At 69.7% G+C, this 22875-nt stretch carries 16 protein-coding genes; 8 read left to right on the top strand and 8 right to left on the bottom strand.

Going from position 1 to position 22875, the window contains the following annotated elements:
- The first annotated feature begins 85 nt into the window (after positions 1-85).
- A complete protein-coding gene (locus EV657_RS02355) occupies positions 86-1342 on the top strand; it encodes an Hsp70 family protein (protein WP_134077013.1) in 1257 nt (418 codons plus the stop codon).
- A gap of 131 nt (positions 1343-1473) precedes the next feature.
- Positions 1474-6843 carry an ExeM/NucH family extracellular endonuclease gene (locus tag EV657_RS02350; protein WP_134077012.1) on the top strand — a complete coding sequence of 1790 codons (5370 nt, stop codon included), beginning with the start codon at positions 1474-1476 and terminating at the stop codon, positions 6841-6843.
- Between the two features lie 111 nt (positions 6844-6954).
- Here the strand turns inward: EV657_RS02350 and EV657_RS02345 are convergent, their stop codons facing one another.
- The 4 genes from EV657_RS02345 to EV657_RS02330 are packed head-to-tail and all read right to left on the bottom strand — an operon-like array spanning position 6955 to position 10501.
- Complete coding sequence (locus EV657_RS02345) at positions 6955-8214, bottom strand: cysteine desulfurase-like protein (protein ID WP_243837465.1); 1260 nt, start codon at positions 8212-8214, stop codon at positions 6955-6957.
- Between the two features lie 26 nt (positions 8215-8240).
- Positions 8241-8978 carry an amino acid ABC transporter ATP-binding protein gene (locus tag EV657_RS02340; RefSeq protein WP_075784751.1) on the bottom strand — a complete coding sequence of 246 codons (738 nt, stop codon included), beginning with the start codon at positions 8976-8978 and terminating at the stop codon, positions 8241-8243.
- Between the two features lies 1 nt (position 8979).
- Positions 8980-9651 (bottom strand): amino acid ABC transporter permease, encoded by a 672-nt coding sequence (locus EV657_RS02335; protein ID WP_134077011.1) that lies wholly within the window; start codon positions 9649-9651, stop codon positions 8980-8982.
- Between the two features lie 55 nt (positions 9652-9706).
- Positions 9707-10501 carry an ABC transporter substrate-binding protein gene (locus EV657_RS02330; protein WP_075784753.1) on the bottom strand — a complete coding sequence of 265 codons (795 nt, stop codon included), beginning with the start codon at positions 10499-10501 and terminating at the stop codon, positions 9707-9709.
- A 122-nt stretch (positions 10502-10623) separates the two neighbouring features.
- On the opposite strand from EV657_RS02330, the gene EV657_RS02325 reads away from it, so the two are divergent.
- Positions 10624-11343, top strand: coding sequence for a FadR/GntR family transcriptional regulator (locus EV657_RS02325; RefSeq protein ID WP_243628035.1), 720 nt, complete (start codon positions 10624-10626; stop codon positions 11341-11343).
- 15 nt (positions 11344-11358) lie between these two features.
- Here EV657_RS02325 and EV657_RS02320 read toward each other — a convergent pair whose 3' ends face one another.
- Entirely contained in the window at positions 11359-12792 is a 1434-nt protein-coding gene (locus tag EV657_RS02320; RefSeq protein ID WP_113670190.1) for a sensor histidine kinase, read from the bottom strand.
- The gene (locus EV657_RS02315; RefSeq protein ID WP_134077010.1) at positions 12789-13448 is read right to left on the bottom strand and encodes a response regulator transcription factor; all 660 of its coding nucleotides are present in this window, start codon (positions 13446-13448) and stop codon (positions 12789-12791) included. The genes EV657_RS02320 and EV657_RS02315 overlap by 4 nt, the downstream gene beginning before the upstream one ends.
- Positions 13449-13592: 144 nt before the next feature.
- Between EV657_RS02315 and EV657_RS02310 the strand changes: the two genes are divergently transcribed.
- Genes EV657_RS02310 through EV657_RS02295 form a run of 4 tightly spaced genes read left to right on the top strand, consistent with a single transcriptional unit; the run spans position 13593 to position 17658 of the window.
- Entirely contained in the window at positions 13593-14003 is a 411-nt protein-coding gene (locus EV657_RS02310; RefSeq protein WP_134077009.1) for a hypothetical protein, read from the top strand.
- A 32-nt stretch (positions 14004-14035) separates the two neighbouring features.
- Positions 14036-14506 (top strand): DUF2271 domain-containing protein, encoded by a 471-nt coding sequence (locus EV657_RS02305; protein ID WP_075784757.1) that lies wholly within the window; start codon positions 14036-14038, stop codon positions 14504-14506.
- Positions 14507-14516: 10 nt separating this feature from the next.
- Positions 14517-16718 (top strand): PepSY domain-containing protein, encoded by a 2202-nt coding sequence (locus EV657_RS02300; protein ID WP_134077008.1) that lies wholly within the window; start codon positions 14517-14519, stop codon positions 16716-16718.
- A gap of 40 nt (positions 16719-16758) precedes the next feature.
- The gene (locus EV657_RS02295; RefSeq protein ID WP_243837464.1) at positions 16759-17658 is read left to right on the top strand and encodes an FAD:protein FMN transferase; all 900 of its coding nucleotides are present in this window, start codon (positions 16759-16761) and stop codon (positions 17656-17658) included.
- A 76-nt stretch (positions 17659-17734) separates the two neighbouring features.
- Here EV657_RS02295 and EV657_RS02290 read toward each other — a convergent pair whose 3' ends face one another.
- Positions 17735-18229: a DUF4405 domain-containing protein gene (locus EV657_RS02290; RefSeq protein WP_075784760.1), complete on the bottom strand. Its 495-nt coding sequence runs from the start codon at positions 18227-18229 to the stop codon at positions 17735-17737.
- A 538-nt stretch (positions 18230-18767) separates the two neighbouring features.
- Here EV657_RS02290 and EV657_RS22045 point away from each other — a divergent pair.
- Positions 18768-20492, top strand: coding sequence for a c-type cytochrome (locus tag EV657_RS22045; RefSeq protein WP_243837463.1), 1725 nt, complete (start codon positions 18768-18770; stop codon positions 20490-20492).
- 90 nt (positions 20493-20582) lie between these two features.
- On the opposite strand, the gene EV657_RS02280 is transcribed toward EV657_RS22045, so the two are convergent.
- A complete protein-coding gene (locus tag EV657_RS02280) occupies positions 20583-22874 on the bottom strand; it encodes a nitric oxide reductase activation protein NorD (protein ID WP_134077006.1) in 2292 nt (763 codons plus the stop codon).
- Position 22875: the final 1 nt, after the last annotated feature.

Here is a 22875-nt window from a genome sequence, read left to right as displayed (position 1 = left end):
TGGCTTCGGGCGGCGGGTGCCGCCCCTTGCGCCGCCGCGCGGTTTCCGCTACCTCGGCAGGCTTCGTGCGTCAGGGAGTCCCGCCATGTCCGCCCCGCTTGCCTCCGCTCCGCTTGCCATCGACTTCGGAACTTCGAACTCGGCCGCGGCGATGCTGGCCGGGGGTCAGGTCCGCAGGCTGGCCATCGAGCCCGGCGCCGAGACCCTGCCCACCGCCATCTTCTTCCCCGAGGACCGGTCGGCGATGCGGATCGGTTCGGCCGCCGCCGAGGCGCTGATCGCGGGCGAGGAAGGGCGCTACATGCGCGCGCTGAAAAGCGTGCTGGGCACGCCGCTCTTTCACGAGGCGCGCCCGATCGGCGGCAAGCGGCGGACGCTGGCCGAGATCGTCACCGGTTTTCTGGCCGAGCTGAAGGCCCGGGCCGAGGCCGATGCGGGCACCCGCTTCGACCGGGTCCTGTCGGGCCGCCCGGTGCATTTCCACAGCGCCGATCCGGCCCGCGACGCCGCCGCCGAGGCCGATCTGCGCGGCTGCTACGAGGCGGCGGGCTTTCACGCCGTCGACTTCCGCTTCGAGCCCGAGGCGGCAGCGCTGGCCGCCCGCGCCGATGCCCGGGCCGACGAGCTGGGACTGATTGTCGATATCGGCGGCGGCACCTCGGATTTCTCGGTCTTCCGTGCGGCGCCGGGCGGCATCGAGATCCTCGCCAGCCACGGGATCCGGCTGGGCGGCACCGATTTCGACCATGCCGTCTCGATGGCCCATGCGATGCCGCTGCTGGGGCTTGGCGGCGAGCTGCGCCGCAGCTTCGGCGAGGGGCTGTTGCCGGTGCCGAAGGCGATCTATGTCGATCTGTCGACCTGGGCGATGATCCCCTTTCTTTACACGCGCGAGACCGAACGGGCGGTGGCCGACATGGAACGCCACGCGGTCGACGCGGTGGCGATGGGGCGGCTTGGCCATGTGATCGGCGCGCGGCTGGGTCACGAACTGGCCTTCGCGGTCGAGGCGGGCAAGATCGCGGCCAATGGCGGCGGCGCGGCCGCGCGGATCGAGATGGGCCGGATCGAACGCGGCCTTGGCGCCCCGATCACGGCGGGCTCGCTGAACGCGGCGCTCGCGCCTTGCCGCGAGCCGCTCAGGATGGCGATCTATGAAACCCTGATGCTGGCCCAGGCGCGCCCCGACCAGATCGGCGCGGTGGTGCTGGTCGGCGGGTCGAGCCTGATGGGGCTGGTCGAGGCCGAGGCCCGCGCGGTCTGCCCCGGCGCCGCGCTGCGCCGGTCCGAGGCCTTTACCGCCGTCGTCGACGGGCTGGCGCTGGCCACCGCCGAGGCCTGACGCGGCGGCCTGTTCGCCGGGCGTTAACCTTCTCATTTCCGTCATGTGTCGCTGCTAGGGCTGGCTTCGGCCCCGAAAGGGGGTGCGCAGGGGGTCGCGGGGGGCGGTCCTCGCAACGGGGAGAATTCACCATGCCTGAACTCGCATCGACCGGGTCCGGTCTTGTGCTGACCGCCATCGTCGACGGCCCGCTGAGCGGCGGGCTGCCCAAGGCCATCGAGCTTTATGCCATTGAAGACATTGCCGATCTTTCGGTCTACGGGCTTGGCTCTGCCAATAATGGCGGTGGTACGGACGGGCAGGAATTCGTGTTTCCCCCCGTTTCGGTGCAGGCGGGCAGCTATCTTCACGTTGCGACCGAATCGACCGGCTTTGCCGCCTTCTTCGGATTTGCCCCGGACTTCGTCGCGCCAAGCGCCGCCTCGATCAACGGCGATGACGCGATCGAGCTGTTCCTGAACGGCACCGTGGTCGATACCTTCGGTACGCCGGACGCCTCGGGCAGCGGCACCGTCTGGGACTATCGCGACGGCTGGGCCGCGCGCAATCCGGGCACCGGCCCGAGCCCGGTCTTCAAGCCCGCCGACTGGACCTTCTCGGGCGCCGATGCGCTGGACGACGCGACCGCCAATGCCACCGCCGCCGCGCCGGTGCCGCTGGCAGGTTACGGCGGCGCCGCGCAGGCGCTGGTGATCAACGAGGTGCTGGGCAGCACCACCGGCACCGATGTCGAATATGTCGAGCTTTACGGCGCGCCCGGTCAGTCGCTGGCGGGGCTGAGCCTGATCGTGGTCGAAAGCGACGCGCAGTCGGATAACGGCCATATCGATGCCCGGATCGACTTCGGTGCCGGGGACGCGCTGGGCACCAACGGCTTCTTCCTGGTCGGCACCGCGTCGGTCGCACAGGTCTATGGCGTGACGCCCGATCTGGTGATTGCGACGAACACCATCGAGAATTCCAGCTACACGCTGGCGCTGGTCGAGACCGCCTCGCTGTCGGGCGACAGCGTCACCGGCGCCGAGACCGTGATCGACAGCCTCGGCGTGACCGATGGCGAGGGCGCGGGGTCCTTCGCCTTCGGCGCGCCGGTCGTCGGCCCCGATGGCAGCTTCCTGCCCGCGGGCGCGCGCCGCGCCGAGGATGGCGTCGATACCGACAGCGCGGCCGATTTCGTGCTGGCCGATTTCAACCTCGGCCCGGCCAACACCCCCACCGCCGCCACGCGCGAGATCGGCGGGGACTATGCCGATGTCCTCATCCACGAGATTCAGGGCGAAACCGATCTGGCCGACGGCACGCTGGTCGGGCTGGCCGGGGCGGCCGACGAAAGCCCGCTGCTGGGGGCGGCGGTCCGGGTGCAGGCGGTCGTGACCCAGGTCATGCCGGGGCTTGGCGGCTTCTACATCCAGGAAGAGGACAGCGATGCCGATGGCAATTCGAAGACCTCGGAAGGGATCTTCGTTGCCTCGACGCGGGCGGTTTCGGCGGGCGATCTGGTGACGGTCGAGGGCCTTGTTGCCGAAACCGGCGGCGAGACCCGGATCAACGCCGATGCCGTTTCGGTCGACGGCACGGCGGCGCTGCCCGAGGCCACGGTGATCCAGTTCCCCACCGCGACGGTGCTGGTCGATGCCGATGGCGACTATGTCGCCAATCTCGAGGCCTACGAGGGCATGCTGGTCGCCATTCCCGAAGAGATGAGCGTGACCGAGATGTTCCAGCTGGACCGGTTCGGCACGATCCGGATCAGCTCGGAGGGCCAGCTTGCCACCTATACCGAGATCTTCGAGCCCGGCGTCGAGGGCTATGCCGCCTATCTGAAGGAGGTGGCGGCGCGGTCGCTGGTGCTGGATGACGGGTCGGACGTGCAGAACCCGGCCGAGATCCTGGTGCCCTTCCTCGGCGAGGACGGCAGGCTCGATGGGGGCGACGTGATCCGGATGGGCGATGTCTATACCGGGCTGACCGGCGTTCTCAGCTATTCCGAGGACAGCGCCTCGAGTTCGGAAGAGCCTGAATACCGCATCCACCTGCCGCAGGCGGGCGAACTGACCGCCACCAATCCGCGCAGCGAAGCGCCCGAGGATGTGGGCGGCAGCCTGACCGTCGCGTCCTTCAACGTGCTGAACTACTTCACCTCCATCGACACCACTCCCGGCAGCTATAACGGCCCCTACGTCACCGGGCCTGCGGGCGACCTGGAGCCGCGCGGCGCGAATGCGTTCTCCTATGACGGGATGTCCGAGTTCGACCGGCAGGAAGCCAAGCTGGTGGCCGCGATCAAGGCGGTCGCGGCCGATGTGGTGGGCCTGATCGAGATCGAGAACGACCCGCTGGGCTCGACCTCGCTGGCGGCGCTGGTCGCGGCGCTGAACGCCGAGGGCTGCAGCTATGCCTATGTCGAGACCGGCCCGATCGAGGGCGCCATGGGCGGCGCGCTTGAAGGCGACGCGATCAAGGTGGGCTTCCTCTACAACACCGATACCGTGTCGCTGACCGGCGATTTCGCCCTGCTCGACGAAACCGTCGACAGCCGCTTCGCGACCGAGGGCGTACAGCGCCCGGCACTGGCCCAGACCTTCACCGAGACCGCCAGCGGCGAAAGCTTCACCGCCGTCGTCACGCATCTGAAATCCAAGGGCTCGGTGCTGCCGGGCGATGAGGACATTGGCGACGGGCAGGGGGCCAACAACGCGACCCGCACCGAGGCCGCCAAGGCGCTGGCCGACTGGCTGGCCTCCGATCCGACCGGCTCGGGCGACCCGGATGTCCTGATCATCGGAGATCTGAACGCCTATACGAAGGAAGACCCGGTGCGCGCCATCGAGGCGGGCGCCGACGACATCGCGGGCACCGCGGACGACTATGTCAACGTGGTCACCCGATACGACCCGGACGGCTATTCCTATGTCTTCGATGGCATGACCGGCTCGCTCGACCATGCGCTGGCCAGCGGCAGCCTTGCCGGTCAGGTGACCGGCGCCACGATCTGGAACATCAATGCCGACGAGGCCGACGCGCTCGACTACAACCTCGATTACGGGCGCGACGGATCGCTTTACACCGCCGACCCCTACCGCGCCTCGGATCACGATCCGGTGGTGGTCGGGCTCGACCTGCAAAGCGCGCCCCGCATCTTCACACTGGAAATCCTGCATGTCTCGGACCAGGAGGGCAGCGCCTCTTCGGTCGCGGCGGCGCCCAACCTCTCGGCGGTGATGAACGCGCTTGAGGCGCAGGATCTGGGCCATGACGGAGTGGCCGACAACACCATCCGGCTGAGTTCCGGCGACGCCTTCATCCCGGGCGTCTTCTTCGAGGCCTCGGCCGCTGTCTTCGGGTCGGGCGGGATCGCGGATATCCAGATCCAGAACGAGCTTGGCTTTGCGGCCGTCGCGCTGGGCAACCACGAATTCGACAAGGGCACGGCGGTGCTGGCCGGTCTGATCTCGGGCGATGCGGCGGGCGATTTCTCGGCGCTGACGGGGTCCGCGCTGGCCGGGCAGGACTTCGCCGGCACGCTCTTCCCCTATCTCTCGGCCAATCTCGACGTCTCGACCGACGCGAACCTCGGCCCGCTTGCCGTGGCGGGCGGGCAGGCGCCGCAGGGCAACTCGATCACCTCGTCGACCGTTCTAGACGTCAACGGCGACCTGATCGGTGTCGTGGGCGCGACCACGCCCACGCTGGGCCGGATCTCTAGCCCCGGCGGCGTGACCATCTCGCCCGACTGGGCCGGGACCCAGCCGACCGAGGCCGAGCTTGACGCGCTGGCCGCGGTGATCCAGGCCGAGGTCGACGCGGTGCTGGCCGCCAATCCGGGGATGAACAAGGTCATTCTGATGGCGCATATGCAGATCCTCGGGATCGAGCTGGCGCTGGCCTCGCGGCTGTCGGATGTCGATGTGATCCTGGCGGGCGGGTCGAACACGCTGCTGGCCGATGAAACCGACCGGCTGCGCGATGACGACGCGGCGCAGGGCACCTATCCGCAATTCGTCACCGATGCCGATGGCAACACCGTTGCCGTGGTCAATACCGACGGGTCCTACAAATACGTGGGCCGGCTGGTCATCGACTTCGACGAGGACGGGCACATCCTGGCCGACAGCTACGACGCCGAGGTCTCGGGCGCCTATGCGACCGACGATCAGGGCGTGGCGGATCTGGGCGCCGGGGATCTTGTCGATCCCGAGATCCAGGCGATTGCCGATGCCATCGGCGCGCAGATCGTGGCGACCGAGGGCAATGTCTTCGGCATCTCGGAGGTGTTCCTGAACGGCAACCGCTCGGGCTCCGGCGCCGAGGGCGACGCCGACGGGGTCCGCACCCAGGAAACCAACCTGGGCGACCTGACCGCCGATGCCAACCTCGCGGCGGCCAGGGCGGTCGACGATACGGTGCTGGTCTCGATCAAGAACGGCGGCGGCATCCGCGCCTCGATCGGCGAGACCGTGGTGCCTCCGGGCGGCACCGGCTATGTGCGTCAGGCCAATGGCGAGATTGTCGATGCCGACGGCGAAATCGTCAAACCCGAGGGCGGCATCAGCGAGACCGACATCAAGGCGACGCTGGCCTTCAACAACGCGCTGTCGCTGGTCACGGTGACCCGGGCCGATCTGGTCGCGATCCTCGAACACGGGGTCGCCGCGGCACCCTCGGCGGCGGGCCAGTTCCCGCAGGTTTCGGGCGTGCAGTTCAGCTTCGACCCCGACCTGCCGGCGGGGGCGCGGATCGTCTCGGCCGCGATCACCGATGCCGATGGCAACGACATCGACGTGCTGGTGCGCGACGGCCAACTGGTGGGCGATGCCGACGGGCTTGTCCGCGTCGTGACTCTGAACTTCATGGCCGATGGCGGCGACGGCTATCCCTTCCCGCAGGAGGCGGCCTATACCGACCGGGTCGATCTGGCCGATCTCGATGGCGACGGCACCACGGACGGCACCCTGTCGGGCGTCGCCACCTTCGCGGCAGACGGCACCGAACAGGATGCGCTGGCCGAGTATCTGGCCGCCAATTTCGGCGATGCCGACAGCGCCTTCGATCTGGCCGATACCGGGGCCGAGGGCGACGAGCGGATCCAGAACCTCAACTACCGCGACGACACGGTGATCGACGCCCCGGCGCTGACGCTGGTGATGGGTACCGCGGGCAACGACCGCCTGACGGGCACCGATGGCGACGATCTGGTGGTCTCGGGCGCGGGCTTCTACGAAACCATGCTGGGCGGGGCCGGGGCCGATCTGTTCTACTTCGGCGACGAGGCGCTGAACGGCAGCCGCGAGCGCGATATCGTGCTGGACTACGAGGTCGGGGTCGACCGGATCGCGCTGGGCCAGGGGGTCGAGATCGCCGGGATCGTCCAGTCCGGAACCAGCGTCGTGGTCTATCTCGACGATCCGCTGGGCCAGGACGACGCCATCTATATCCGCGGCAGCGGCGTGACGGCGGCGAATATCGACTTCGTGCACGACTACACGTTCATGGGCGCCTGAACCGGGCCCGGGCCGGGGAAAGTCCTCCGGCCCGGGTCCTTCCGGCAGGCCGCGCCGCGCGACCAGGGGGTGGGCCGCAGGACCGGCGGGCGCTGCCGAAGCGCGTACGGTTCAGGCCGCGGCGGCCTGAACGATCTCGGCCAGGGCGGCGGTCAGGCGGTCGACCTCGGCCAGCGTGTTGTAATGCACCATCGACACCCGCAGGACGCCGCCATCGCCGGTTTCGCCCAGGGCCTCGACCAGCCGCCGGGCGTGGAAATCGCCATGGCGGATGGCGATGCCGTAACCGTCCATCGCCCGCGTCACCGCCCCCGAATCGAGCCCGTCGAAGCGGAAGGACACGGTCGGAACCCGCGCCGCGTCGCCCGTCCGGGCGGGGCCGATCACCCGGCAGTCGTTGCGGGCGTTCAGCCAGGACAGCAGCCGGTCGGTCAGCCGGGCCTCGTGGCGCTCGATGGCCGCGTAACCGGCGGCCACCCGGTCGCGCAGGCTGGCATCGGCGGCCGCCCCGGCGCGGGTGCCCAGCGCCGCCAGATACTCGACCACCCCTTCTGTGCTGTAGGCGAGTTCGTAATTCGGGTTGCCGGGTTCGAGTTTGCCGGGGACTTTGTCCTTGCCGTAGAAGTAGTGATAAAGCCCGTCGAGCCGCAACAGCAGGTCGTACTTGCCATACATGATCGCGGTATGCGGCCCGTAGGTCTTGTAGAGGCTGAAGACGTAGTAATCGACATCCCAGCCCTGCACGTCGATCAGCCGGTGCGGCGCATAGGCGACGGCATCGACGACGATCTGTGCGCCATGGTCATGGACGAACCGCGCGATCCTGGCCACCGGGGTGATATGGCCGAGGATGTTCGAGACATGGGTGACGCAGACCAGCCGCGTCCGGTCGGACATCAGCGGCGCGAGATCCTCCAGCTTCAGTTCATGGGTCTCGGGGTCGAGCGGCCAGACCCTGACCTCGACCCCGAATTCGCGCAGCCGCATCCAGGGGCCGATATTGCTTTCATGATCGGCCATGGTCACGACGATCTCGTCGCCGGGCCGGAACTGGCTGCGCATCGCGGCGGCAAGCGTCTGCATCAGCACCGTGGTCGAGGGGCCGAAGACGATCTCTTCGGGGCGCGCGGCATTGACCAGCGTCGCCGCCGCCCGGCGCCCGCGCATCAGCGCCTCGGCCGCGTCGAGCGAGACCTGATAGCTGCCGCCGATCTGAACGTTGCGATGGGTCAGGAACTCGGTCACCCGCTCGATGGCGCCGCGCGCGGTCTGCGCGCCCCCGGCATTGTCGAAGAACACCCAGTCATCGCGCAGGCCGGGAAACTGGCTTTGCACGAACGCCATGTCGAGCGGGTCGGTCGGTTCGGTCATCGTCTGTCCTTGTCGGTAAGATCGCGTCAGTGGTTCAGCACCGCGCTGAGGAAATTCCGGGTCCGGGGCTCTTGCGGCGCGCCCAGCACCTGATCGGGCGGTCCGACCTCAAGCACGCGGCCGCCATCCATGAAGATCACCCGGTCGGCGACTTGCGAGGCAAAGCCCATCTCGTGGGTCACGATCACCATGGTCACGCCGGTCCCGGCCAGCGCGCGCATCACGTCCAGCACCTCGCCCACCATCTCGGGGTCGAGCGCCGAGGTGGGTTCGTCGAACAACAGCACCTGCGGCTCCATCGCCAGCGCCCGGGCGATGGCCACGCGCTGCTGCTGGCCGCCCGACAGAAGCTCGGGATATTTGTCGGCCTGCTCGGCGATGCCGACCCGGGCCAGCAGCCGGTCGGCCTGCGCGCGGGCCGCGGCGCGGGGGGTGCGGCGGACCCGGCGCGGCGCCAGCATGACGTTCTCGCGCACGGTCAGATGCGGAAAGAGGTTGAAGGACTGGAACACCATCCCGACCTCGGCGCGGACCCTGGCCAGCGAGCGGCCGGGCGTCACATGGATCCCGTCCACAAGGATCGCGCTGTCGTCGGAAAACTCCTCCAGCCGGTTGATGCAGCGGATCAGGGTCGACTTGCCGGACCCCGAGGGGCCGATCACGCAGACGACCTCGCCCTTCTCGATTTCCAGATCGATGCCCTTCAGCACCTCGAAATCGCCGTAGAACTTGCGCAGATTGCGGATGCTCACAAAGCCGGACATCTCAGCGCCTCCTCGCGCCGAAGCGGCGCTCCATCCGGGAGACCAGCGCGACCAGCGGCCAGAGGAAGGCCAGATAGATCAGCGCCGCCCCGATCAGCGGTGTCGGGTTGGCGGCCAGCGCCTGGGCCTGGGTCGCCTGTTTCAGCAGGTCGGGCATCGCCACCACCGAGGCCAGCGCCGTGTCCTTGACGACGTTGATCGAATTGTTCGTCAGGGGCGGGATCACCACCCGGATCGCCTGCGGCAGGATCACGTCGATCATGGTCTGGCGCGCGGTCAGTCCCAGCGCGGCCGACGCCTCGAACTGGCCGCGCGGGATCGCCTCGATCCCGGCCCGGAAGATCTCGGCCGTATAGGCGCCCGAGACCAGCGACAGCGCGGTCATGGCCGACACGAAGGGCGACAGCCGCAGGCCGACGAAGGGCAGGGCGTAATAGACCACGATCAGCAGCACCAGCACCGGGATCGAGCGGAACACGTCGATATAGATCCGGGCCAGCAGCCGCAGCGGCCACAGCGCGTAAAGCCGGACCATCGACAGGCCGAGGCCCAGCGCCAGCCCGGCAAGGATGCTCGACGCGCCGAGCTGCAGCGTCACCCAGAGCCCCTTGACCAGCAGCGGCCAGGTCCGGACGAACACCTCGGCGTTCAGGAAGGTCTCGACGATTCCCATGGGTGTCTTTCTCTGGAAGGGGGCCGCGCGGCGGTGGCGCGGCCCCGGTCTTCGGTCAGTCGAGCGACGGAATCGGCAGGACGCGCACCGTCGAGGTGGTGTCCTCCGGCGCCTTGCCGAACCATTTCTCGTGCAGCGCGGCGATGGCGCCCTCGTCCTTCAGCGCGGTGATCGCATCGTTCACGGTCTGGGCCAGCGGGGCGTCCTTGGCGAACATCATCGAGTATTTCTCGCCGGTCTCGATGCGCTGGACGACTTCGAGGTTGGGCTTGTCCTTGACGTAGTAAAGCAGCGCCGGAATGTCCGAGATATAGCCGTCGATCCGGCCCGCAGTCAGGTCCAGCATGGCGGGCGCAAGACCTTCGTACCGGCGGATATCGCCAAAGCCGTATTCGGCGTTGTGTTCGGTCGCCCACATGTCGCCGGTCGAGCCGGTATCGACGCCTACGGTCTTGCCCGACATCTCGTCCAGCGAGGCCGGGCCGCCCGCGACGACGGTCAGCGACTGGTCGCTGTCATAATAGGGCTGGGCGAAGGTGACCGACGTCAACCGCTCGTCGGTGATGGTGATCGAGGACATGGCGATGTCGATCCGGCCCGACTGGACTGCCGAGAAAAGCCCGTTGAACGGGATGTTCACGATCTCGACCTCGGCGCCCAGCTTTTCGGCGACGGCATTCACCAGGTCGATCTCGAAGCCCACGAAGGCGCCGGTCTCGTCCTGAAACTCCCACGGAACGTTGCCGATATTGGCGCCGACGGTCAGCGTGTCCTGCGCCGCCGCGGGCAGTGCGCCGCCCGCCAGTACCGCCAGCCCGAGCGCGGCGGCGGTCATCCCTGTCTTGGTCATTGTCGATCCCCGTTGGTTATGATTCTGGATTGACCGGACAAACCGGTCTGACCAGTATGGGACCATGAGGCCGGTCCGAATGCAAGAGCCCAAGTTGCGGACCTTGCGGCGCGGGCGATAGGATGGCCGGGCTGGAGGGTGCGATGATTTCCCATGACGACAAGGTGCCGGTCGCGCAGGCCACGGCGCGGCATCTGCAGGAGATGATCCGGTCGGGCGAACTGAAGCGCGGCGAGAAAATGCCGTCGCAGCGGGTGCTGTCGGACCGGCTGAAGGTGTCGCGCCCGACGCTGCGCGAGGCGCTTCTGACGCTCGAGACGCTGGGTCTGGTGCGCACGCTGCCCGCGCGCGGGACCTTCGTGGTCGATCCCGAGGGCGAGGACCGGCTGCCCTCGCCGTGGCGCTATGACGGGGCGTTCAGCATCGGCGACGTGTTCCAGTCGCGCCTGCTGATCGAGACCGAGCTGTGCCGGCTGGCGGCCGGGCATCTGGGCGCGGCCGATCTCGACGCGCTGGAGCATGCCAACGCGACCTTCGAAAGCGCCTGGAACCAGGGCGATCTGGTGGCCCATGTCGAGGCCGACCTGCGGCTGCACGAAACCATCGCCCGGGCCTGCCCGAACCGGATGCTGTGGCGGCTGTACCAGTCGGTGCAGAGCCTTCTGACCGAAAGCCAGCGCCAGCCTGTTCCCAATACCGCCTGCGCCCGCATGGCGCAGTCGATCGCCGAACACCGCCAGATCATCGCGGCGCTTCGGGCGGGCGACGGGGCGGGCAGCGCGGCGGCGATGGGCGCGCATATCCGCAACACCGCCAGCAGCGCCGGGATCGTTCTGGCCTGAGGCCGCGCGCCCGGCTCAGGGCCGGGCGGGCAGGGTGAACCGCGCCTCGAACCCGTCGCTTTTGCCGGGGCGGGGCGACAGGAGCTCGATCCGGCCCGCGGCCCGGTCGGCGATGGTGCGCACGATGGCAAGCCCCAGCCCCGCGCCCTCGGCCCGGCCATTCGAGCGGGCGAAGCGCGCGGTCAGCCGCGCCAGTTCCTCGGGCGGGACCGGCGCGCCGTCATTGGCGACCGACAGCACGCCGCCCGGGCCGAGCGCGACCTCGACCGGGCCCTGGGGCGTGCCGTGTTTCAGCGCGTTCTCGATCAGGTTGCGGCAGAGGATGCCGAAGGCGTCCGGGTCGAGATCGGACAGCACCGGCGTCTCGGGCATCGTCAGGGCGATGCGCCCGGCCGAGCCCAGCCGTTCGAGATCGTCCGCCACGATCCGCAGCACCGGGCGCAGGTCCGAGGGCTCGGCAACGCGCAGTCGCGCACCCTCGGCGCGGGCCAGCTGCATCAGCTTTTCGGACAGGCGGTTCAGCCGTTTCAGGGTGGTCTCGATCTCGGCGGCGCGGGCTGCGGCGCTGCGGTCGGCGGTCTCGGCGCGCAGTCGCTGGGCCTGGGCAATGGCGCCCGCGACCGGGGTACGCAGCTCGTGCGCGGCATTGGCGGCAAAGCTGCGTTCGGCCTCGAAGGCGGCGCGCAGGCGCGACAGCAGGTCGTTGATGCTGCCGACGATGGGGCGCAGCTCGGTCGGCAGGCCGCCATCGCCCAGCGCCGAAAGATTGCGCGAGCCGCGTTCCGCCAGCTGCTGGCGAAGGCTGCGCACCGGGCGCAGGCTGGTGCCCACCGCGATCACGATGGCCAGCAGGCTGAGCGGGATCACCACCGCCAGAGGCAAAGCGAGGTTCGTCGCAATCTCGCGCGCAATGTCCCTGCGGCGCGACAGGGGTTCCGCCACGGCGATGGTCACGTCCTCGCCGCGCGCGGATTCGTAGAACAGACGGTGGGTCGCGGTGCGGCTGAAGCCCTCGCGCCGGAATGGCGGGAAATCGTCGGGTTCGGCATCCTCGGAAATCAGCAGGATCGAGCCGTCGCCGTCGCGCACCACATAGCTCAGATCCTCGACATCGCCGTTGAACTGCCGGATGCGTTCCGACCATTCCTCGGCATGCCGGTTGCGGCGGTCCTCGTGCCAGTCGTCGTCATCGTCATCCTTGCGGCGATGTCCGTCCCGCTCGCCCCGGACCAGCGGCCCCAGCGCCAGCCCCCGGTCGCGGCCCTCATGGACGCGCACCGCCAGCGGCAGCAGCCGGTGCGCCGCATCGCGCAGGGCGCCGTCGAAGACCTCGTCCATCTCGTGGCTCAGTTCGCGCAGCGTGGCGCCCGCCGCGGCGATCCACAGCACGGTCACCGCCAGCCCCACCGCCAGCGCCAGCCGCCCCTGCAACGAGCGCGGCGCCCTCACGGGCTGCCCAGCCGGTAGCCGAGCCCGCGCTCGGTATCGATCACGCTGCGGCCGAGTTTCTTGCGCAACCGGCTGACATGCACCTCGATGGTGTTGCTTTCGATGCTGTCGTCGAAGGAATAAAGCCGCTCCTCAAGCTGCGCCTTGGACAAAAGCCGCCCGGGCGCCTGCACGAAGGCCTCGAACAGCGCCCATTCGCGATGGGTCAGCGTCACCGGGCGGCCGTAGCGGCGCACCGCCTTGGCGGCCAGGTCGATTTCCAGCGGCCCCAGATTGATCAGCGGGTTCGGGTTGCCCGCATAGCGCCGGGCCACCGATCCGATCCGGGCCGACAGCTCGTCCAGATCGAAGGGTTTCACCATGTAGTCGTCGGCGCCAGCGTTCAGCCCCTCGATCCGGTCCGACACCTGGTCGAGCGCGGTCAGGATGATGACCGGCGTCGCGTCGCCCCGCGCCCGCATCCGGCGCAGGAAGGGAATGCCGCGCCCGTCGGGCAGCATCAGGTCCAGCAGCACCAGATCGAAGGCCCCGACCGCCAGCGTGTCGTCGGCGGCGTCAAGCCGCTTGGCCCAGTCGGCCGAATGGCCGTCGGCCCGCAGCTGGTCGGCCACTGCGGCCCCCAGTACCGTATCGTCCTCGATCAGCAGGATGCGCATCGGTTCGTCCTTCGTGCTGGGGGCACTCTATAGCCCCCCCTCCCTGACGGGAAGCTGAAGCGGAATTCGCACAGGCGTCAGGCGCCGATCAGGCGCGGGGCGGAAAACGGTCCCATCGAAGGTTCACCTGAAAGGGACAAAGCCATGACACCGACCCTCAAATCCGCCCCGCTGCTGGCCGCGATTCTCGCCCTCGGGATGACCGGGACCGCACTCGCCCAGGCGGATGGAACCACCCGGATCGCTCCGCGCCCGGCCGCGCCGATGGCGCAGCAGGACGGAGGCGGTCAGGCCTACTGGGGCGCCGGGCGCAGCGACCGTCACCATGGCCGTTGGGCCGACGATGATGACGACGACCGTGGCTGGTTCGGCTTCGGCCGCGACGATGACGACCGAGGCCGCCGCGACCGGTCGCATGCGACGCGCCGCTCTGGCGACTGCGACACGCGCGGTGGCCGGGCCCGCGCCCAAGCGCAGCCCGCGCCGGGATCTGTCGCGCCGCCCGCCAACGGCTTGTTCAACAACGGCGCCGCGCCGCGCGCGCAGTCCAACTGATCCCGGCTCGCCCGGCCAAAGGAGATCCGACCATGAAGACCCTGCTTTCTGCCCTTGCCCTGACCACGGCGCTGACCGCGCCCGGTCTGGCCTTTGCCAAGGAGGTGACCTTTACCACCCGGATGGCGAATTACGGCGGCGACGGCGCCTATCTGGCCTATTACGTCACCGATGCCTCCGGCGCCTATGTGGGCTCGCTCTGGATGGCCGGGGCCAAGGCCAAATACTACAAGAGCCTCTCGGACTGGTACCGCGCCACCGGCGGCAATGCCGCCGAGGTGGCCGGGATCACCGGCGCCAGCGTCGGCGCCGGACGGACGCTGACCGTCAGTTTCGATCTGGCCGATGCGCTTTTCGACGCGGGTTATCAGCTGCATGTGGACGCGGCGGTCGAGGACATGCGCGACAGCCCCTCCGAGATCGTGGTGCCGCTGACCACCGGGGGCGCGGGCCAGCCGGTCGCGGGCCGCGGCTATATCGCCAGCTTCGCCTACGAGATGTGAGGAGACCCCGATGATCCGTCCGCTGCATCGCTGGGCCGGGCTTGGCGCGGCCCTGATCCTGTCCGTGACCGCGCTTAGCGGGGCGGCATTGTCGCTTTATCCCGCGGCGGGGGCGCTGAGTGCCGTGCCCTTGCCCGATATATCCGCGGGCCACCTGGCCGCGACCCTGCAGGACAGTGTGCCGGGCCTAGAAGAGATCCGGGTGTCGGCCGCGGGCGGCATCACCGCCTATGCCTTTCAGGACGGCACGGCCCTGCGCTGGGCTGTCGATGGCGCGACCGGCGAGATCCTTGCCCCGGCCAAGCGGTCGGCGCTGCAGCTTTGGCTGACCAACCTGCACCGGTCGCTGTTTCTGGGCGATGCCGGGCGGCTGGTGGTGGCAGCGGCAAGCCTTGCCATGCTGGCGCTGACGCTGTCGGGGCTGGCACTGACCGCGCGGCGTCTGGGCGGCTGGTCGCGGCTGCTGGCGCCCGCGCGCGGGCCCCTGTCGCGGCGGCTGCATCTCGATCTGGCGCGGCTGGGCGGCGCGGCGCTGACCCTCTCCGCGCTGACCGGGATCTGGCTGGCGGCGGGCACCTTCGGGCTTTTGCCGGAGACCGGCCTGCCCGGCTTCGTGCCGGGCGGCGCGGCGGAGATGTCTCCGTCCGCGATGGCGGCGCTGCGCGATCTGCCGCTGGCCGATCTGCGACAACTGACCTTTCCGCGCCCGGGAAGTGCGGGCGACGTCTTCACGCTGAGGACCGTGGCCGGGACCGGCTATGTCGATCCGGCCAGCGGCCAGATGCTGGCCTGGACCGCGCGCGGCTGGGCCGACCGGCTGGGCGATCTGGCGATGATGCTTCATACCGGTCGGGGCGCCGCCCTGCTGGGGCTTCTGCTGGGGCTGGCCGCGCTGAGCGTGCCGGTGCTGGGTCTGACCGGGCTTGCGCAGCAGGCGGGCCGCCGCACCGCCGGGGCGGCCGGGCGGCGGGTTCGCGCGGTCGCGCCCGAGGCGGCCGACACGATCCTTCTGGTCGGGTCCGAGGGCGGCACCACCTGGGGCTTTGCCGAGCGCCTGCGCGCCGCGCTGACCCGCGCCGGAAGCCGCGTCCATGTCGGGCCGATGTCCGGTTTCGCGCCCGAACGGTATCTGCGTGCGCAGCGGATTCTGATCCTGGCCGCGACCTCGGGCGATGGCGACGCGCCGGGCTCGGCGCAGGGCTTTCTCGACCGGGTGGCCGCGCTGGGCGTGGCGCCCGCAGCCCCGTTCGCCGTGCTGGGCTTCGGCGATAGCGCCTTTCCCGCCTTCTGCGGTTATGCCGACAAGGTGCGCGCGGCCGCCCGCGCGGCGGGCTGGGCCGAGCTCATGACCCCCGCCCGCGTCGATCGCCAGTCTCCGCAGGATTTCGCCCGCTGGGTCCGGGCTTTGGCCGATCGTCTGGGCATTGAGCTGGATCTTCTGCCCGCCAGCGCCGGTCCCGAACCGGTGCGTCTTCGGCTGGTCTCGCGCCGCGATTACGGCGCCGAGGTGCAGGCGCCGACGGCGATCCTGCGCTTTGCCCTGCCGCGCCGGAGCCTCTGGCAGCGCCTGACCGGCGGCGGCTTCGGCCCGTTCCTTGCGGGCGATCTGCTGGCCGTGCTGCCCGAGGGCGACAGCCGTCCGCGGTACTATTCGCTGGCCTCGGGGTCGTCCGACGGGTTCGCCGAGATCTGCGTGCGCAAGCATCCGGGCGGGCTGTGCTCGGGGCAGCTGATGGATCTGGCGCCCGGCGACAGCGTGGCGGCGGTGCTGCGCCCGAACCCGGCCTTCCATGCCGGGCAGGACGAGGCGCCGCTGATCCTGATCGGGGCCGGGACCGGCATCGGGCCGCTTGCGGGCTTTGCCCGGGGCAACCGCGCGCAACGGCCGCTGCACCTTTATTTCGGGGCGCGTGCGCCGGAAAGCGATCTTCTCTTCGGCGAGGATCTGGTGGAGTGGCAGAAGGACGGGCGTCTTGCCTCGGTCGCGACGGCGTTCTCGCGCACCGCCGACCGGGCCTATGTGCAGGATCTGCTGCGCCGCGATGCCGACCGGGTGGCCGCGCTGGTGTCCCAGGGCGCACGGATCATGGTCTGCGGCGGCCGAGAGATGGCCCGGGGCGTGGCCGAGGCGCTGGAGGATATCCTCGATCCGGCGGGCCTGGCAGTGGTACGGCTGAAGGCGGAGGGGCGCTATGTCGAGGACGTCTACTGACCCCGGATGCCTGTGTCGGCTGGTCCTGAACGGGCCGGCCATGGGCGCGCGCTGGTCGGCGGTGCTGCATGTCGGGGCGGGGGTCGATCCGGCCCCGCTGCATGCAGCCCTTGCCGCGGCGGTCGCCGAGGTCGAGGCGCAGATGACGACCCGCCGCGCCGAGAGCGACCTGATGCGGCTGAACCGCGCCGGGCCGGATCGCTGGATCGACCTTCCCGAGCATCTGGTCGAGGTGCTGGCGGCCGGGCTTGCCATCGGCCAAGCCTCGGGCGGCGCCTTCGAGATCGGGATGGGCGATGCGGTCGCGGCCTGGGGCTTTTCCGGCGCCGCGGCCGATCCGGGACGCATTCGCGCGGCCCTCAAGGAGCCGCGTCGGCCTGCCTGCGAGGTACTGGAACTCGACTGCGCCAACCGGCGGGCGCGCAAGCACGGGCCGCTGGCGCTCGATCTGTGCGGCATCGCCAAGGGCTACGGGGTCGACCGGCTGGCCGAGACTGCGCGGGCCTTCGGCATCGGCAGCGCGCTCATGTCGATCGACGGCGAACTGCGCGCGCTGGGCCCGCGGCCCGGTGGCCAGCCCTGGGCGGTGGCGGTCGAACGCCCCGATCCCGGCCAGCGGGCGGCGCATGCGGTTCTGGCGCTCGAGTCCGGGGCGGTGGCGACCTCGGGCGACTATCGGCATTGGGTCGATCTGGGCGGGCGGCGGCTGTCGCATACCATGGACCCGCGGCGGGGCGCGCCGCTTGCGGCCTCTCCGGCCTCGGTCACGGTGCTGGCGCCCCGCTGCATGGAGGCCGATGCCTGGGCGACCGCGCTGATGGTGCTGGGCCGCGAAGAGGGCGCGGCGCTGGCGCGGCGGCTGGGGCTTTCGGTGCTTTTTCTGGAGCGCGACGGCGCCGGTCTGGCCGAGACTGCCATCGGGCCGGGCTTTGCCGCCTGATCCCCGGTCCCATCGAAACCAAAACGCCTGCCTAGGACGGGCAGGCGTTTCGCTGTCGGCATCTGTGTGGGCGGGATCAGCGCGCGCTGCCGATCAACGTGGCGGCAAGATCCATCGTCGAGCGGCCCGAGGCGCTGGCGATTTCGGCCAGCGGCTGGTCGGGGCCGCCCACGGTATAGCCTGCGGCCGTCAGCCGCGCGATCAGCGCGTCGGGCGTGGTGCCCAGCGCCGGGGCGACCTCGGTCGCGGAATGCGCCATGACCTGGGCCGCCAGTCCGAAGACCGGAGGGCCGCCTTCGCTGCGGCCGGGCAGGAAGAAGACCGCCGAAAGCAGCAGGGACACCACCAGCGACACCGCCAGCGGCTTGCCCTTCATATAGGCCAGCATCGGGCGCCAGTTGCGCCAGACATGCAGCGCGAAGCCGAGGATCAGCACCATGCTGAGCCATTCGTGGATGCCATGAAAGGCCGACGGGCCGACATGGAAGAAAAGGGCGGTCCCGGTGACCAGCGACACCAGGAAGAGGCCGATGATCGACGGGGTGGCGTAGCGCATGAGAAGGCTGCGCATGGTCGTTCTCCTTAGCAGTTTTATTCCGGCAGCGGTCGCCTGATGCGGGGCCGGGCCGATGCGCGCATATGGCGTCGCCTGCCTGACGGCTGGCTGAAGCGGCTGACGAAAACCGGCGGGAAAGACGCATCTTTTCAGGCGCGACCCGCTGCGGCGCGGGGAATCGACACCTGCCGCCCGGCTGTCGCCGTGCAAGCGATTCGGGGGCGAAATGCCGCGTTTCGCCCGGCCGCATCCGGCGCGAACCTGATCGGACCGGGCCGAAACCCGGTGCCGGGTCACCCTCTGCGGGCTGACAAGGGGGTTCGCCCGCGTATCAGAGTCGCAGGCGACGACAAAAGGCTGCCATCCCGTGCGCCGTTGGGTATGGTCCTGCATGGCGGCCAAGGGACGCCGGCATGCCTTTTGCGGGCGGTCCGGCGGGTCTTCTGGCCGATGCGGGAGGCATCAGGGGCTCCCGTCGGAACCCGCAGGAGGACGTCCTGCCGCGGAGGGGGTGGTCCCAGCCGTGGGCAGCGGAACGAAAAAAGGATGAACCATGTCCAATAATTCGCAGAACCTGATCCGGCTGATCGTCGCCGCGCCGGCGCTTGGCATCGCGATCGCCGCCGTCAGCTTCAGCGGCGGCAAGGAACCCACGACCGAGCCCGCGATCGAGACGCCGGTCGCCGAAGCTCCCGCCGCCGAAGCCACCGAAGCGGCAGCGCCCGAAGCCACCGAAGCGGCAGCGCCCGAAGCCACCGCCGAAGAGGCAGTGACCGAGGAAGCCACCGCAGAAGCGACCGAGGAAGCCACCGCAGAAGCGACCGAGGAAGCCACCGCAGAAGCGACCGAAGAAGCTGCGGCCGAAGCGCCCGCCGCTGACGTTGCCGAAGCCACCGAAGCTGCCGCCGAACCGGCCGCCGAGGAAGCTGCTGCCGCTGAAGAACCGGCCGCCGAGGAACCCGCCGCTGTCGAAGAGCCGGCCGCCGAAGCGCCCGCCGCCGAAGAGCCGGCCGCCGAAGAGGCTGCCGCTGCCGAGGAACCGGCCGCCGAAGCCCCGGCCGAGGAAGCCCCCGCCGCGGAGGAACCCGCCGCGGAAGAACCCGCCGCCGAGGCCGAAGCCGTCGAAGCGCCTGCGGTCGACACCCCCGAGGCCGTCGCCTCGGCGCTGACCCTGGCTGACCAGGCGGCGGCTCTTGCTGCCGAATATGCCGATCTCGCCGAGCGTGCCGCCGCGCTGGCTGGCAAGTCCGCGGCCCTGACCGCTGCCGCCGAAGAGCCTGCCGAAGCTGCGGCCGAAGCGCCTGCGACCGTTGAGGAAGCCTTCGACGCCATCGCCGCTGCCGGGGAAGAAGCCGCTGCCGAACCGGCTGCCGAAGAAGCCGCTGCTGCCGAAGAACCCGCCGCCGAAGAACCCGCTGCGGCTGAAGAGCCAGCGGCCGAGGAAGCTCCCGCCGCCGAGGAAGCTCCCGCCGCCGAGGAACCGGCTGCCGCGGAAGAACCGGCTGCCGAGGAGCCCAGCGTCGTCGATCAGACGGCCGAAGCCGCGTCCGACGTGGCCGATAACGCCGAAGCCGCTGCCGAGACCGTCGGGGACGCCGTGGCCGATGCGGTCGATACCGCCGAAGCCGCTGCCGACAGCGCGGGCGAAGCCGTGACCGAAGCCGTGCAGGACACCCGTGAAGCCCTGACCGGCAGCGAAGAGCCCCTGATCGGCGGCGACGCGACCGAGGAAGCCGCAGCCGAACCGGCTGCCGAAGCGCCCGCTGCGGAAGAACCGGCTGCTGCCGAACCGGCCGCCGAAGCGCCTGCTGCCGAGGAAGCTGCCGCGACCGAAGAGCCCGCCGCTGCGGAAGAGCCCGCGGCTGACGATGCCGCTGCCGCTGCCGGGGCTGTCGCCGCCGCCGCCGCGATCACCGGCGATGCCGCCAAGGGCGAAAAGGCCTTCATCCAGTGCGCCACCTGCCACAGCGTCGTCAGCCCCTCGGGCGAGATGCTGGCCGGTCGCGGCCTGAAGGTCGGTCCGAACCTCTATGGCATGCCGGGCCGCCATGCGGGCATCGTCGAGGGCTTCCGCTACTCGAAATCGATGACCGCCGCCGGTGAAGCCGGTCTGGTCTGGGACGAGGAACAGGTGTCGGTCTATGCTCAGGACCCGACCGGTTTCCTGCGCGGTTATCTCGACGATCCCAAGGCGCGCGGTCTGATGACCTACAACGCCAAGGACCCGCAAGAGGTCAAGGACATCTACGCCTATATCGCGAAGCTGTCCGAAGAGTGAGGCCGCACCGGGTCTGACGCCCGGCGCCGACCGCGAAAGCCCCGTCCCGGCCGCGCTGCCGGGGCGGGGTTTTCGTTTTCAGTCAGAAGGCTACCGGGTCAGGCCCGCGTAAAGCTGGGGCAGGCGTTCGGGCAGACGCTCGACATTTTCCAGCACGAGGAAGTTCCGCTGTCCGAAGGTCTGCGCGACATATTGATCGGCGCGGGGGTCGAGCGTCAGGCAGAAGGGAATGACACCGGTCCTGGCGACCTCCTGCACGGCGGCGCGGGCATCCTGGCGCAGGTATTGCGGGTCGCGTTCGTCGATGTCGGACGGCGCGCCGTCGGTGATCACCAGCATCAGCTTCTTGGCGGCGGCGACCCGGCCCAGATGCGCGCCCGCGTGGCGGATCGCGGCGCCCATGCGGGTCGACAGGCGGCCCTCCATCCCCGCCAGCCGCGCCTTCGGGATCTCGCCCCAGGGCTGGTCGAAATCCTTGTAGCGCGCATAGAAGACGTTGTGCCGCCCGTCCGAGCAGAAGCCGTGCAGCGCGAAGGCGTCGCCCACCTTCGCGATGGCCTCGGCCAGAAGGACGGTCGCGGTGCGGGTCAGGTCCAGCACCGTCCGCTCCTGCCCCGCCACCGGATCGTTGGTCGATTGCGACAGGTCCAGAAGCGCCATCACCGCGATGTCGCGGGTCTTGCGGACCGACCGCATCATCACCCGCGGGTCGGGTTGCAGCCCCATGCGGATGTCGATCAGGGCCTGGGTCGCGGCGTTCAGGTCGATCTCGTCTCCGTCCTCGAGCTTGCGGATGCGCTGGACGCCCTGCGGCTGCATTGCGTCCAGCAGATGCCGCATCCGCTGGGTGAGCTTGCGGTTTTCGGTCAGGATCGCGTCGATATCGGCCGGATCGCCCAGGCGCGGGCGCTTTTCCAGCACCGTGGCCCAGGCCGGGCGGTGCATCTGGATCTTGTAGTCGAACTCGTCATAGGGGACCGGCGGCGCGGTCGGTTCCTTGCCCTCTTTCTCGTTGAACGAGACACCGTCATCGTCGAACAGCTCGGTCTCGGCGACCCAGATCTCCTGCGCGTCCTCGCCGGCGGTTTCGACCTCGACCTCGTTCACCATTTCCGAGACCGAGACATATCTGCGAACCTGCTGGTCGGGGGCCATGCCCTTTTCCCAGTCGACCGACTCCTCGAATTCCCAGATATAGCGGTTGTCGTCGCGGTAGGGCGCAGCCTGCCCGTCGCGCCAGGCGGAATAGGGCTCGTTGCGCAGACGATGCGCCAGTTGCAGGCCCAGATCGAAGGATGTCTGTGCGGTGCCCAGATCGGCCCCGGCAAAGGCCGCCCGCGCCCAGTCCGCGATCTCGTCGCCGGTGGCGGCGTCGGGATCCAGCAGCGCCAGCGCGATCCGGCCGAAACGCGCGGTCATCGAGCCATCCTGCGCGGGTCTGTGAAACCTCAGCCACAGGTCGCGCAGACGCGGAAAGCGGGCGATGGCCAGCGCCTCTACGCGGGCATCCTCGATCAGGCCGATAGCGGCACGTTGCAACGCGTTCAGCTCGTCGCCCTTCAAGGGCGCGGTCGTGGCCGCCACATGGGCCGCGGCATGGGCGGCGGCGGCGCGGTAAAGGTCGAGCCCCGGCACGCCCTCCCAGTCGTCATAGGCGTCGGGCAGGTGCAGGAAATAGTCCGCGATATGCGGGCGGATGCCTTCGCGGGCCTCGAAATCGCCGGCCGTCGGGCGCATCAGGAAATCGCGGCCCCAAAGCGCGCGCAGATACATCCCGATCCGGCGGTGGATGTCGACGAACAGCGTGCCCTTGCGTTCGTTTTGCAGGATCGCCTGCGATTCCGCGCTTTCGAGGCCGAAATAGCGGGTCAGCTCCTCGTAATCGGTGCGATGCGCCTCGGCGCCCCAGCTGGCCCAGCGGCGCAGGCCGCCCAGCGTCAGCACGCCCAGAAGCTCTTCGAGATGGTCCAGCATCGGCCGCAGGCCCCGGGGCGCCTGCGCCAGCAACTGGTTCAGCAATTGCAGATAGGCGCGGAACAGATCGGGGTCCGAAAGGCGGCGCGAGGCCACGGGGGCGGTCGCCAGCACCCGTTCGATCACCGCGCCCGAGGTGCGCGAAGCAAAGCCCAGACAGGCCTGCGCCAGATCGGGGATGATATCCTCGCCCAGATCGCGGGCGACGGTGGGCACGGTCTCGATCCAGGTGCGGACGATATGGTCGCCGCGCCCCATATGTGACAGCGCCGCGGTGCCCTTCAGCCAGTTGTCGAGCCCGCGCGGGCTGAGCTGGCGCACCGCCTCGGGCCAGACGTCCTCCAGCTTTTCGCGCTGGGGCGCGTCGAGATCGGCCAGGAGCTCTGCATAGTCCTCAAGCGTGGCCATG

Source organism: Rhodovulum visakhapatnamense (genome assembly GCF_004365965.1).
Lineage (GTDB): Bacteria > Pseudomonadota > Alphaproteobacteria > Rhodobacterales > Rhodobacteraceae > Rhodovulum > Rhodovulum visakhapatnamense.
The sequence above is the reverse complement of the archived record's forward strand: the minus strand, read 5'-3'. Positions and strand labels throughout refer to the sequence as shown.

What these genes read in the sequence shown, in the direction of transcription:
- EV657_RS02325 (WP_243628035.1), top strand. Translation starts at nt 10,624, where the DNA reads ATGGCCGGGCTGGAGGGTGCGATGATTTCCCATGACGACAAGGTGCCG.
- EV657_RS02355 (WP_134077013.1), top strand. Translation starts at nt 86, where the DNA reads ATGTCCGCCCCGCTTGCCTCCGCTCCGCTTGCCATCGACTTCGGAACT.
- EV657_RS02335 (WP_134077011.1), bottom strand. Translation starts at nt 9,651, where the DNA reads ATGGGAATCGTCGAGACCTTCCTGAACGCCGAGGTGTTCGTCCGGACC.
- EV657_RS02340 (WP_075784751.1), bottom strand. Translation starts at nt 8,978, where the DNA reads ATGTCCGGCTTTGTGAGCATCCGCAATCTGCGCAAGTTCTACGGCGAT.
- EV657_RS02280 (WP_134077006.1), bottom strand. Translation starts at nt 22,874, where the DNA reads ATGGCCACGCTTGAGGACTATGCAGAGCTCCTGGCCGATCTCGACGCG.
- EV657_RS02290 (WP_075784760.1), bottom strand. Translation starts at nt 18,229, where the DNA reads ATGCGCAGCCTTCTCATGCGCTACGCCACCCCGTCGATCATCGGCCTC.
- EV657_RS02315 (WP_134077010.1), bottom strand. Translation starts at nt 13,448, where the DNA reads ATGCGCATCCTGCTGATCGAGGACGATACGGTACTGGGGGCCGCAGTG.
- EV657_RS22045 (WP_243837463.1), top strand. Translation starts at nt 18,768, where the DNA reads ATGTCCAATAATTCGCAGAACCTGATCCGGCTGATCGTCGCCGCGCCG.
- EV657_RS02305 (WP_075784757.1), top strand. Translation starts at nt 14,036, where the DNA reads ATGAAGACCCTGCTTTCTGCCCTTGCCCTGACCACGGCGCTGACCGCG.
- EV657_RS02310 (WP_134077009.1), top strand. Translation starts at nt 13,593, where the DNA reads ATGACACCGACCCTCAAATCCGCCCCGCTGCTGGCCGCGATTCTCGCC.
- EV657_RS02330 (WP_075784753.1), bottom strand. Translation starts at nt 10,501, where the DNA reads ATGACCAAGACAGGGATGACCGCCGCCGCGCTCGGGCTGGCGGTACTG.
- EV657_RS02300 (WP_134077008.1), top strand. Translation starts at nt 14,517, where the DNA reads ATGATCCGTCCGCTGCATCGCTGGGCCGGGCTTGGCGCGGCCCTGATC.
- EV657_RS02295 (WP_243837464.1), top strand. Translation starts at nt 16,759, where the DNA reads ATGGGCGCGCGCTGGTCGGCGGTGCTGCATGTCGGGGCGGGGGTCGAT.
- EV657_RS02350 (WP_134077012.1), top strand. Translation starts at nt 1,474, where the DNA reads ATGCCTGAACTCGCATCGACCGGGTCCGGTCTTGTGCTGACCGCCATC.
- EV657_RS02345 (WP_243837465.1), bottom strand. Translation starts at nt 8,214, where the DNA reads ATGACCGAACCGACCGACCCGCTCGACATGGCGTTCGTGCAAAGCCAG.